This window comes from Burkholderia thailandensis E264 (assembly GCF_000012365.1).
Classification (GTDB): domain Bacteria; phylum Pseudomonadota; class Gammaproteobacteria; order Burkholderiales; family Burkholderiaceae; genus Burkholderia; species Burkholderia thailandensis.
This window is the reverse complement of record NC_007650.1, coordinates 971,272-983,144: the sequence shown is the minus strand read 5'-3', so window position 1 is coordinate 983,144 and position 11,873 is coordinate 971,272. Positions and strand designations below refer to the sequence as shown.

The 11,873-nt window shown below is 69.2% G+C and carries 12 protein-coding genes; all 12 read right to left on the bottom strand.

Translation table 11 applies throughout. From position 1 onward, the window contains the following. Positions 1 to 26: 26 nt before the first annotated feature. Entirely contained in the window at positions 27 to 1,901 is a 1,875-nt protein-coding gene (gene bipB / locus BTH_RS04370; protein ID WP_011401047.1) for a type III secretion system translocon subunit BipB, read from the bottom strand. Between the two features lie 18 nt (positions 1,902 to 1,919). Next, a complete protein-coding gene (gene bicA / locus BTH_RS04365; protein WP_009896148.1) occupies positions 1,920 to 2,435 on the bottom strand; it encodes a SycD/LcrH family type III secretion system chaperone BicA in 516 nt (171 codons plus the stop codon). 125 nt (positions 2,436 to 2,560) lie between these two features. After that, the gene (locus tag BTH_RS04360) at positions 2,561 to 3,706 is read right to left on the bottom strand and encodes an EscU/YscU/HrcU family type III secretion system export apparatus switch protein (RefSeq protein ID WP_009896146.1); all 1,146 of its coding nucleotides are present in this window, start codon (positions 3,704 to 3,706) and stop codon (positions 2,561 to 2,563) included. A gap of 3 nt (positions 3,707 to 3,709) precedes the next feature. After that, on the bottom strand, positions 3,710 to 4,465 hold the full coding sequence (gene sctT, locus BTH_RS04355; protein ID WP_011401046.1) for a type III secretion system export apparatus subunit SctT: 756 nt from the start codon (positions 4,463 to 4,465) through the stop codon (positions 3,710 to 3,712). A 23-nt stretch (positions 4,466 to 4,488) separates the two neighbouring features. Next, positions 4,489 to 4,743 (bottom strand): SctS family type III secretion system export apparatus subunit BsaX, encoded by a 255-nt coding sequence (bsaX, locus tag BTH_RS04350; RefSeq protein ID WP_004187417.1) that lies wholly within the window; start codon positions 4,741 to 4,743, stop codon positions 4,489 to 4,491. A gap of 34 nt (positions 4,744 to 4,777) precedes the next feature. Beyond that, positions 4,778 to 5,470: a SctR family type III secretion system export apparatus subunit SpaP gene (gene spaP / locus BTH_RS04345; RefSeq protein WP_009896125.1), complete on the bottom strand. Its 693-nt coding sequence runs from the start codon at positions 5,468 to 5,470 to the stop codon at positions 4,778 to 4,780. Beyond that, positions 5,460 to 6,422, bottom strand: coding sequence for a type III secretion system cytoplasmic ring protein SctQ (sctQ, locus tag BTH_RS04340; RefSeq protein ID WP_009896123.1), 963 nt, complete (start codon positions 6,420 to 6,422; stop codon positions 5,460 to 5,462). Before sctQ ends, spaP begins: the two co-directional genes overlap by 11 nt. After that, positions 6,419 to 7,630 (bottom strand): hypothetical protein, encoded by a 1,212-nt coding sequence (locus tag BTH_RS04335; protein ID WP_011401045.1) that lies wholly within the window; start codon positions 7,628 to 7,630, stop codon positions 6,419 to 6,421. Before BTH_RS04335 ends, sctQ begins: the two co-directional genes overlap by 4 nt. Next, a complete protein-coding gene (locus BTH_RS04330) occupies positions 7,608 to 8,072 on the bottom strand; it encodes a surface presentation of antigens protein (RefSeq protein ID WP_009896120.1) in 465 nt (154 codons plus the stop codon). The genes BTH_RS04335 and BTH_RS04330 overlap by 23 nt, the downstream gene beginning before the upstream one ends. Continuing rightward, a complete protein-coding gene (gene bsaS, locus BTH_RS04325) occupies positions 8,069 to 9,379 on the bottom strand; it encodes a SctN family type III secretion system ATPase BsaS (RefSeq protein ID WP_009896119.1) in 1,311 nt (436 codons plus the stop codon). The genes BTH_RS04330 and bsaS overlap by 4 nt, the downstream gene beginning before the upstream one ends. Beyond that, entirely contained in the window at positions 9,376 to 9,783 is a 408-nt protein-coding gene (gene bsaR, locus BTH_RS04320) for a type III secretion system protein BsaR (protein WP_009896118.1), read from the bottom strand. Before bsaR ends, bsaS begins: the two co-directional genes overlap by 4 nt. 11 nt (positions 9,784 to 9,794) lie before the next feature. Beyond that, positions 9,795 to 11,867, bottom strand: a complete 2,073-nt coding sequence (gene bsaQ, locus BTH_RS04315) for a SctV family type III secretion system export apparatus subunit BsaQ (protein ID WP_009896117.1) — start codon at positions 11,865 to 11,867, stop codon at positions 9,795 to 9,797. Between the last annotated feature and the right edge of the window lie 6 nt (positions 11,868 to 11,873).

Sequence of the window (11,873 nt, the reverse complement as noted above, 5' to 3'; positions counted from 1 at the left end):
TTCGAAAACAAACGTGATCGCCCGTATTACACTGCGCGGGCGTTACGCAGGATCAGCTTGCCCGTCGCGGTCTGCATCTCGCCCGCATCCGACATCTGCTGCATCAGTTGCGCGAGCGCGCGGTTGTGCTCGGCGAACGATTCGACGGCCTGCTTGAGCAGATCCCCGAGCAGCTTGATGTCGTACATCGCCTCCTTGACGTCGGCGAGCAGGCCCATCGCCTTCGCGCGCTCGACGCCGACGACGATGCCGCCCGCCGCCTGCGACACCTGGTTGCCGACGTTCATCACGGTGCCCGCCTTCTCGAACCGGTTCGCGAGCAGCATCCCGTCCTCCTTCGCCTCGACGCCGATCGCGCGGCGCATGCGCGTCATCGCGGTCGCGGTGCGCGAGCCGAGCGCCTGCAGCCCCGATTTTTCGGAGAACTTCTCGATCAGTTGCACGAGCATCTTGCCGATCGCCGAATCCATCAGCTTCGTCAACTGGCCCGCGACCGCGTCGATCACCTTCGAGGCGACCGCCTTCACGGCCGATGCGCCGACGAACGCGGCGGCGACGAGCGCGACGCCCGTCACGACCGCGCCGAGGATCGCGCCGGCGAGTTCGGCCTTCTGCTGATCGACGCCGCACGCGACGAGCGCCTTCGTGATGAGCGACGAGATCACCTCCATCAGCGGCTTGAGGATCGCGTCCATCACGGGCTGCATCAGCTTGTCCATGAACGACACGCCCGTCGTCGCGCGGCTGATCTCGTCGCCCACCGCGAGCGCGAGCCCCACGGCCGCGAGCGCGAGGCTCGCGCCGCCCGTGAACGCGGCCGCCGCGAAGCTGACCGCGGTGATCACCCAGCCGACGATCTTGCCGATGCAGCCCATCGTCTTCTGCATCTCTTCGGCCTTCTTCACCTGCTCCTGGTATTCATCGGACTTCTTCTGCAGCTCGGCCTCGCGCTTCGCCTGCATCTCGGTGAAGAGCTTCTGCTTCGATTCGAGCTCCTTCACGTTGCCCGACGAAATCAGCTCCTGCAGCTTGCCGAGCACGGCCGTGAGCTCGGCCGCGCCGCTCAGCTTCGGCGACGGCGGCGTGCGCAGCGAAGCGCTCGCGCCGTATTGCCGCGAGGCCTGATTCACCGCGTCGTCGATCTGCTGCTCCCATTCGCGCGCCTGCGTCGCGAGCGCGGTCGCCGCATCGAGCTTCCCCGCCGCGTCGGCCTGCAACGCGTCCGCGCGGGCGTGCGCGTCGCCCGCCTGCTGCTTCGCCTGCTCGAGCGCCGCCTGCAGCGTCTTCAGTTGATCGTCGGGCAAGCCCTGCTTCATCGCATCGTCGTACCGCTTCTGCGCGGCGTCGGCCGCCGCGTCCGCGGCCTTCGCGTCGGCGGCCGCCTGCTTCGCGGCGGCGGCGGCACGCTCGGCCGCGTCGGTCGCCGCCTTCGCGTCGTCGGTCGCGCACTGGAACTTGTCGGACAGCGAAGTCAGATTGTCCTGCGCGGCCTTCGACATCTGGTTCCAGATGTCCGAGCGTTGCCTGAGCTCGTCGAGGCTGCTCGCGCTGATGACGCTCATCAGCACGCCGAGCAGCTCGGTGAGCTTCGCCGCGCCGCTCGCGCCGCCGTTGCCCCGTGCGTTGCCGTCCGCCGCGTGCGCCGCATCGGATCGCGGCGCACGCAGCGCCGGCTTATCGTCGAGCCTGTCTAGCCGCGCGTCGTCCGTCACCGGCTGCGCGTCGCACTGCTCGGACGCAAGGCGCGACATGCGCTCGAGGAAATTGCGCTGCGCGGCCGACACCACGTCGACGTACGCCTGCGGCGACAGCGTGCCGAGCGCGCTCGCCGCATCGCGCAGCGGATGGGTCTGGTAAGCGTTTGCGTTGGCGGCCGATCCGCCCTGCACTCCCGATGACATACGATCAGCTCCTGTTGGCTAGTGGTCGTTCTCGACGGATGCGCACGCCGCTTCGGCGCCCACTTCGTCGAGCCCGTCGAGATAGGATTGCGCCTTGCGCGCGAGGCGCTCGTCGCGCGAGCGCTCGGCGACGATGCCGAAGCAGCGGCGCGCGAGCGCCGCCTTGCCCATCAGCAGATGGCATTGGCCGGTGTGGAACATCGGCCGGTAGTCGTCCTTCGACAGCGAATACGCGAGCGCATACAGATCGATCGCCCGCGCGTATTCCTTCTTCAACTGACACACCGCCGCGAGCCCCATCGCGTATTCGGCGTTGTAGAAGTCGTAGATGCACAGAAAGCGGAAGAACACTGCCGCGTCGTCGAGCCGCCCCTGCTGGTAGAAGCGGTAAGCGAACGCATAGATGCCGTCCATCAGGTCCTGCGGCACCTGATGCAGATCCTTTAGCGTCGCGCCGTTCTGGACCGCGTCCAGCAGCGCCGCCGCCATCTCGTCGGCTTCGATGTCGTCTATGTTCACGTCGCGTTGCGTCATGCCGTCACCTCGTTCGGTTCTTTCAGTCACATGGATGTCGGCGCGTTGCGGTGCCGTCGATTGACAGTCGCCACGTTACGCGCCGTTCGCTCGGGAAAATTTCACAAAGCAGTCTTTTCGGGTTGTCAAGCGTTTCGCTCGCCCGCCTGAGCGGACGTGGCGCCGCCCGACGCGGCGTCGCCGCCGTGCGCATCCGGCGCGTGCGTGGCCTCCGGCGGCATCTCGCGCGGCGGCCCGCCGCGATTCGCGGCCTCGACTTCCTTGAGCCAGATCAGCACGCGCATCACGCCGTCGATGTCGTCCTGGTTCACGAAGCTGTAGCGGCGCGGCGAGTTGCGATAGATCGAGCGCGCGAGCGCGACGTTGCGCACGACGGGCACGCCGCACGCCTCGGCATGCCGGATGACCGCGAGCGCGCGAGCGTTGGTCTCGCGCACCGACACGAACGGAATCGGCACGATGTCGGGATTCACGTAGATGCCGATCGCGATATGGGTGGGGTTCGCGACGATGAAATCGGACTGCTCGACGTTCGCCTTGATCTCCTCCGACAGCAGCTCCTGATGGATCTCGCGCCGCTTGCTCTTGATCTCGTGATTGCCCTCGCTCTCCTTGTATTCCTGCTTCACCTCGTGCTTGTCCATCTTCAGTTCGCGGTGGTACAGGAAATACTCGACGGCCGCGTCGACGATCAGCACCGGCAGCGCGCACAGCAGGAACAGCAGCACGAGGCGCACCGTGAGCACGATCCACATGTGGCCGAGCAGCGCCGGGCGCGCGCGGAACAGCCCGAACACGTCGTGGTGGTAGAGATCGGCGAACACGCGCACCGTGATCGCGAACACGCCGACGTAGAGCAGCGCCTTCACCGCGTCCTTCACCGAGCGCCAGCTGAAGAGCCGCTTCATCCCCTTCACCGGATCGAGCGCCGTGAGATCAAAGCGGATCGATTCGACCGCGAGCGTGAAGCGGCTTTGCACGAGCGAAGGCAGCGCGCCCACGGCCGCGCAGAGCAGCACGAACGGCGCGGCGATCCGCAGGAACAGCTTCGCCCACGCAAGCGCATACGCGCCGGGATTCGGCTGCGCGCCCGTCGACGCGATCCTCGTGAATTCGGCCGCGACGCGCGTCAGATCGACGAGCGCGGGCGCGGACAACGCGCCCGTGGCGATCACGACGAGCGCGACGATGTCCCTCGCCTTGAACGTCTGCCCCTTCTTCGCGGCGTCGCGCAGCTTCTTCGCGGTCGGCTTTTCGGTTTTCTCCGCCATCGCTCACTTCACCAGGCTGCCGAACGGATGCGCGTGCAGCAGCGCGGTCAGCTCGTGCGGCGCCGCATACACGAAATACAGGTGGAACACGGCGAACGCGACAATGCTCTTGACTGTCAGCGACAGCGAGAACGCATTGACCTGCGGGCAGAAGCGCGAGAAAAGCCCGAGCAGCGCATCGGTGACGAACATCACGATCAGCACCGGCGCGGCGAGCGCGAGCCCGTGCGCGACGAGATCGGTCAGCAGCGCGCCGACGCGCGGCAGGTCGGCCGAAAACGGCGCGCCCGCCGGCACCGTCGCATAGCTCGATTCGAGCGCGCCGACGATCGTCAGCATGCCGCCCTGCTGCAGGAACGCCGCCGCGTAGAACAGGCTCACGAACGGCGCGAGCGCGGACGCCTCGACGCCCGTGGCCGGATCGATCGAATCGCTGATCGTCGCGCCGCGCTGGTTGTCGATCAGTTCGCCGATCGCGGTCGCGACCCAGAACGGCAGCGACAGCGCGACGCCGAGCACGAGCCCCGCCGCCGCCTCCGTCAGCGCGATGCCGGCGAGCGCGCCGCCTCGCAGAGGCGGATGCGCGAAGCTCGGCCACAGCCCGACGATGACCGCGAACACGATCGTGTTCTTCACGAGCCCGTTGACGATCGTCCGGTCGTTCAGGAACGGCAGCAGATAGAACACCGGCGCGATGCGCGCATAGGCGATCGCGATCGCGCCGGCCTGCCGGTAGAACGCTTCCATCGAGACATCCATCGTGTCGCTCCGCGTGAGGCGGCTCACCGCAGCCCGATCGACAGCATCTCGGTCGCGAACGCGAGCAGCTTGCCGCCGAACCATCCGGAGAGCATCATCAGGCAGCCGAACACCGCGAGCATCTTCAAGCCGAACGGCAGCGTCTGCTCCTGCAATTGCGTGACCGTCTGGAACAGGCCGATCGCGAGGCCCACGACGGTCGCGACCGCGACGGGCGCCGCGCACAGCAGGATCACGAGCAGAATCGCCTTGTCGCCTGCGTAGGTGAGTTCAGCCATCGTTTGTCTTCCTAAAAAACGCGCCGCGGCGCGGCTATTTCATCAGATTCAGGTACTGCTCGATCAAGCCCTTGCAGATCAGCGTCCAGCCGTCCATCGCGACGAACAGGATCAGCTTGATCGGCACCGAGATCGTCACCGGGCTCATCATCATCATCCCGAGCGCGAGCAGCACGCTCGACACCACCATGTCGACGACGAGAAACGGCAGATACAGGTAGAAGCCGATCTTGAACGCGCTCTTGATCTCGGTGAGCGCGTACGCGGGCAGCAGCGAGAACAGCGAGTTGTCGAGGCCGTCCGGCTCGTCGCCGGCGTCCGCGTCGGCGTCGGCCGCGTCGGCGTCGTCGCGCTTCAGGCGCGCGGCTTGCGCGCGCTCGAAGAAGCGCACGAGCTCCGGATCGGAGTAACGCGTCAGATAGCGCTTGTAATCGCCGAGGCCGCCGTCGATGAAATCGTTGACCGAACTGCCGTTCATCACGTCGAGCGGATGGTGCTGCAGATACCGGTACGCACTCTGCGCGACGGGCATCATCACGAACAGCGACATGATGAGCGCGATGCTGTTGAGCGCGAGATTCGACGGCACCTGCTGGATGCCGAGCGCGTTGCGCACGAGCACGAGCACGATCGAGAACTTGATGAAGCACGAGCCCGCCGCGACGACGAACGGCACGAGCGTCGCCGCCGTCAGCAGGACGATCAGCGCGATTTCGTTATTCGCCATCGCACGCCGCCGGCTTCGCGCGCCAGAGCGCCTTCACCTCGACCGCGAGCTGATCGCCGACCTGGATCAGCTCGCCGATGCCGAACGGCTGGCCGTTCGCGCGAATCGTCACTTCGCCCGGCACGCCGCGCAGCGGCAGCACCAGGCCCGGATGGCAGCCCGCAAGCTGCGCGACCGTCACGCGCTCGTCCTGCAGCACGAACTCCAGCGTGACGGGCAGCGCGTCGATGTCGAAAGCCGGCGGCGATGCGTCCGGCGGCGCGTCCGCCGTCGCGGGTGAGTCATGCGAATCGTCGATCGCGTGTTCGGCCAGTGGCTCTTTCAGCATGATGTTTTCTCCTTCGCAGCAAAATTCACACAGCGCGCGCGCGCCGATCCTGACCACGTTGCGCGGCGCGCGCACGAGCAGCACGTCGCCCGGCGCGACGGCGGGCAACAGCGCGAGCGGCAGGCGCGCGGTGCCGATCGCGAAGCGCATCGCGAGCGGCACCGCGCCGACGTCGGCTGCGGCGCGCGACGCGGGCGCTTCGTGGGGAAACGCGCGGAACAGCGCGCGCACGCGTCCCGGCGCGTCGAAGCACAGCAGCGGCTCGGCGCGCAGCTCGCGCTCGACGAGATCGACGAGCCGCACGTGCGCCCAGCCGCCCGGCGGCGCGGGCAGTTCGGCCGCTGCGTCCTGCCCGCTCAGCAGATCGAGCGCATAGCGCCTGTCGAGCGCGCGCCACGCGAGCGCGCCGAGCGCCGGGTAGCGGCGGCGCATCAGATCGTCGAGGTCGACCCAGCCGTCGTGCTCGACGCCCCGCCAAGTCGCGCGCAACGCCGCATAGCCGCGCGGCGGCGCGATCGTGCGCAGCGCGGCGTGCCCGCCCGCCGCGCGCAGCGCCCGCGCGCTCCGGTACAGCGGCAATTCCGCGGGCGCGACGCGCCTGAACAGCGTGTAGCGCGCGTTCATCGTTCGTCCTCCTCCGGCTCCTGCCGCGGGCTGCGCCACGGCGAACGGCCGCCGTCGTCATCCGCGCGCTGCCGATCGAATTCGACGGTCCATCCGGGCGTCAGTCGCTCGACGCCGTGCTCCATCGCGCGCTGCACGCGCTCGTGGCTCGGCTGCGCGTTGACGACGCGCGGCGCGGCGTCGGGATCGAAGCGCAGCTCGACCGCAGGCCGCCCGTCCCATGAGTTGAAGCGGTAGCGCACCTGGGTGCCTTGCGTTTCGCGGACATCGCGCGCGTCCGCTTGCGCCGCGCCCGCCTGCGCGCGTTGGCGCGCGGTGCGCGACGGGTCGTGCGTGCGCGCGGGAGGCTCGGCGGCGCGCAGCGACGCCTGAGGTTGAACGCCGTGCGGGAAGCCGGCGAGCGATGCATCGCCCGCACGGTCCGAATCGTCGCCGTCGACGCGTTCGCGCGCGGCGCCCGGCGAAGCGGCCGCCGCCGGGCGTCGTGGCGACGATGAGGCCGACGCAGCCGACGTAACCGACGTGTCCGACGCGGCGGCGATCGTCGGGGCCGGCACACGCGCGGCGGGCAGCGCCGGCGAGCGCGACGCGACGACGCCCGCCGCCGGGGCCGCCGCCATCGCGGAAGTCTGCGCGGCTGCGGCCGCCATGTCGCGCGCGATGCCGTCCGACGTGCGTTGCGCCGCGCGCGCCGCCGGGGTCGGCACGGACGGCGGCGCGATCTCGGCCGCCGCGTGCGGCGCGCGCGCGCCGGTCATCGAAGCGCCGGGCGCTCGCTCGCCTGTCGCGCGAACCGCGCCACGCGCCGCCGCGCACGCTTGCGTGCCGGCATCCGCGCCCGCCTCGATGCCGGCGTCGCGCACGCTCGCGCCGCGCCGCGCATCGCTGAGCGACGCTTCGCCGAACCGCAGCGCGATCGCCCGATCCCGCGCCGGATGCCACGCGTGCATCCAGCCCGCCGCTGCGGACAGCTCGCTCTTGCGCTTCGTCTTTTTCCTCGCGTGAACGCGCCCCGTTTCGGCGTCGTCGCGATCCTGCCCGCCGTCGCGCCCGTCGTCGCGCTTGTCGAGCACCTCGCGGCATTGCTCGCGATACGCGCGCTGCAACTCGGACGCCTGCCCCGCGCCCGGCGGCTCCGCGCGCGGCGCGGGTTCGACGCCCGCCGCGCCCGCCGCGATCGGCGCGCTAGTGCTGATGATTGAACCCATGACCTGCTCCTTCCGTGAAATCCGCTTCGGCCGCCGATTCGCGCAGCCGCTCGTTTTCGATCCTGCGCCGCGCGAGCCAGTCGCGGTGCGCGTCGCGCCGCCGCTCGAGCGCGAGCGCGGCGGCCAGGCTGTCGCGCAGCGCCTGCTCGGCAGCCTGCCGGCGCTCGAGCAGATCGTCGGCCTCGATCTGCCTGCACGCGATCTCATGACGCATCGCCGCCTGCCTGCCGCGCACGCGCATCAGCTCGCTGCGCGCGTACCGCTTCGGCGGCGCGCTCGCCGCGAGCCGCTCGCGCAGGCGCGCGATCGCCGCGCGCCGCTCGGCGATCTGCACGTCGAGCGCCGCGAGCGCGTCGCGCTCTCGCGCCGTCTGCCGGCGCAGCGCGTCGCCGCGCCGCTCGAGCACCGCGAGCAGCCGCCGCGCGCCGTCGAGCCGCTTCACGACGCGGCCTCGCGCATCCGTTCGAGGGTGTCGCCGAACGCCGACGCCTCGTCGATTTCCTGCTTCAGGAACGCGTCGAGCGCCGGCCGCCTGTCGAGCGCGTCGTCGTTCTCCGGGTTCTCGCCGCGCCGGTATTCGCCGAGATCGAGAAACACCTGCATCTCGTCGATGCGCGCGAGGTGCTGCCGGAACCGCTTCGCGAGCGAACGATGCGGCGCGTCGGCGATCTCGTCGAACAGGCGGCTCGCGCTTTTCAACACGTCGATCGCAGGGAAATGCCCCTTCGCGCCGAGCTGCCGGCTCAAATACACATGACCGTCAACGATCGAGCGGATCTCGTCGCCGATCGGATCGGGCTCCTCTTCGTTTTCGAGCAGCACCGTGTAGAACGCGGTGATGCTCCCCGCATGCGTGCGCCCGGGCCGCTCGAGCAGCCGCGGCAACTGCTCGAACACCGAGGCCGGATAGCCGCGCCGCGCGGGCGCTTCGCCCGTCGCGAGCGCGAGGTCGCGCAGCGCGCGCGCGTAGCGGGTCATCGAATCGAGAAACAGCATCACGTCGCAGCCCAGATCGCGGAAATACTCGGCGATCGTCGTCGCGACGAGCGCCGCGTTGCAGCGGTCCACCGACGCGCGGTCCGACGTCGCGTACACGACGACCGTGCGGTCCCGGCTGCCCGAGCGCCGCATCCGCTCGACGAACTCGGACACCTCGCGGCCGCGCTCGCCGATCAGCGCGACCACGTACACGTCGGCCGCCGCGTGCTCGATCATCATGTTCATCAGCGAAGTCTTGCCGCAGCCCGCCGCCGCGAAGATGCCGAAGCGCTGGCCGACGCCGCACGTGAGCAGCCCATCGATCGCGCGCACGCCCGTCGCGAGCCGGCGCTCGATCGGCCGCCGCGCCGCGTAATCGGGCGGCGCGGCGTCGATCGCGCTGCGGCGCGGCGCGGCGCCGCGCAACGCCCCCGCCGTGCCAAGCGTCTCGACGACGCCGCCCGCCGCGTCGACGACCGCGCCGAGCAGCGCCGGCGACACATCGATCGTCATCCGCTCGCCCGTCGGCACGAGCGCGACCTGCCGCGACAACCCGGCCGTGCTGCCGAGCGCGCTCAGGATCGCGGTGTCGCGCCCGAAGCCGACCACCTGCGCGCGTCCGATCGTCGTATCGCTGCCCGCCGCTGCGCGAATCGCGCACAGCTCGCCGATCGCGACGTCCGGCAGCGGCGCCTCGATGATCGGCCCCTGGATGCGGCGCGGATGCGCGCGCCGCGCGAGGAGCCGCAGCGGATCGCCCGCGGCCTTCATCGCGCGAGAATCTCGTGGACCGCGCACAGGTCCGCGTAGAACGTCTCGAGCGCCTCGGTGAAGCCGTCGGCGTCGGCGAGGCAGCGCGGCTCGACGCGGCCGTGCAGCACGAGCGCGTCGTCGACGAACGACAGCAGCGGCCGGCGCGACGCGAACGCGTCCGAGCCGCGCGGCAGCTGGTACGCGAGCAGATCGAACGCGCAGCGCGCGAGCTGGCTTTCGCCCGCGCAATCGAGCCGGCTCCAGATCGTCACGTGCTCGCCGTCGCGCTCGACGAACATTTCGGGCATCGAATGAAACGCAATGCAGATCGGCGCGTGCGCATCCAGCTCGCCCGCGATCGCGTTGCCGCAGTCCATCTTCTCCATGCTTTCCTTCACGAGCATGACGACATCGACGTTCATCGTTTCTCTCCTTAGATCGTCTTCAACACATCGATTGCGACGCTGTCGGCCACTTCGCCGAACGACAGCACCTCCAGTTCCGGAAAGCGGCTCTCGATCAGCCGCTTGACGAAACGCCTGACTTCCATCGACGCGAGCAGCACCATGTCGCGCTGCGAGAAGCCCGCGTGCGCGAGCTCGAGCGCGAGCCGGTCGAGCAGTTGCTCGCTCGTCGCGGGCTCCAGGTTCAGGTACGCGCCGCCCGAGGTCTGCCGCACGCCCTTGCCCACCGCATCCTCGAACTCGGCGGACAGCACGAGCGCGCGCAGCTTGCCGCCCGCCGCGAAGCGGTTCGAGATGTAGCGCGCGAGCGCCGCGCGCACGTGCTCGACGAGCAGGATCGAATCCTTCTCCTTCGGCCCCCACTGCGCGAGCGATTCGAGAATCAGCTTCATGTTGCGGATCGAGATCTTCTCGGCGAGCAGGCGCTGGAACACCTCGGCGATGCGCTGCACCGAAATGTGCCGATAGCTCTCCTTGATGAGTTCCGGATACTTGCGGTCCATGTCGTCGAGCAGGCGCTTGGCTTCCTGCACGCCGAAGAACTCCGATACGTTGCCGAGCATCACCGCGAGGAACTGTCCGTACAGGTCGTCGATCGCCGAGCGCGTGAGCACGTCGATCTTCGCCAGCGCGTCGGTCTGCGCGCCCGGCACCCACCATGCGTCGCCGCCCGCGCCGTCCGGCAGCGTCACGACGTCGACGGGCAGCCCTTCGAGCGCAAGCGTCGAGCCGATCACGCGATGCCGGTCGAAGCAGATCGCGAACGTCGCCGCGCGGATCTCGTTGATCAGCACGATCGCCTCGCGCGGATGCACCTGCGGCGAATACACGACGCGGATGTCCGGCAGCCGCAGCCCCATGTCGACGAACGCGCGCCGCCTGAACGCGGCGATCACGCCTTCCCGCTCGAACATCGGCTGCGCCGCCTCGGGCACCATCAGCATCAGCGGCACCGTCTCCGGAATCAGCTTGTCGATGTCGACGTCACCGGCGTCGGCGTCGGCCGGTTTCGCCGCGCCGCCGCCCGAGAGCGCGCCCGCGACCTTGCCGGCGAGCCCGCCCTCGCGCGGCGGCTCGCCCGGCTTGCGCCATTCGCGGCGCACGTACAGCGCGCCCAGCGCGAGCGCGATCAGCAGGAAGACGGCGAGCGGAAAACCGGGCAGCAGGCCGATCGCGAGCGCGAGCACGGCCGTGACGACGAGCACGAACGGGTTCGAGAACAGCTCGCCGACGATGTTCGCGCCGAGGTTGTTGCCCGAGCCGCTCACGCGGGTGACGACGAAGCCCGCGCCGATCGCGATCAAGAGCGCCGGGATCTGCGCGACGAGGCCGTCGCCGATCGACAGGATCGTGTAGGTCGTGAGCGCGTCGGACACCGACATGCCGTGCTGCATCACGCCGACCGAGACGCCGCCGATCAGGTTCACGAAGATGACGACGATGCCGGCGATCGCGTCGCCCTTGATGAACTTCATCGCGCCGTCGAACGAGCCGTACAGCTGGCTCTCGCGCTCGAGCGCCGAGCGGCGGGCCTTCACGCCTTCGTTGTCGATGATGCCGGCGCGCAGGTCCGCGTCGATGCTCATCTGCTTGCCGGGCATCGCGTCGAGCGAGAAGCGCGCCGCGACCTCGGCGACGCGCTCCGAGCCCTTCGTGATCACGATGAACTGCACGATCGTCACGATCACGAACACGACGAAGCCGACGACGAGGTTATCGCCGATCACGAACTGCCCGAACGTCGTGATGATCTTGCCGCCCTCGGCCGTGAGCAGGATCATCCGGCTCGTGCTGATCGACAGCGCGAGGCGAAACAGCGTCGTGATCAGCAGGATCGACGGAAACGTCGAGAATTCGAGGATGTTGACGATGTAGAACGAGCCCATGAACACGAGCAGCGCCGTCACGATGTTCAGGCCGATCAGGAAATCGAGCACGTACGGCGGCAGCGGCACGATCAGCATCGCGATCACGAGCACCATCAGGCACAGGACGATCAGTTCGGGGCGCGCTTGTGCCTTGATCAGGAGATTCTTCAGCATGTCTAT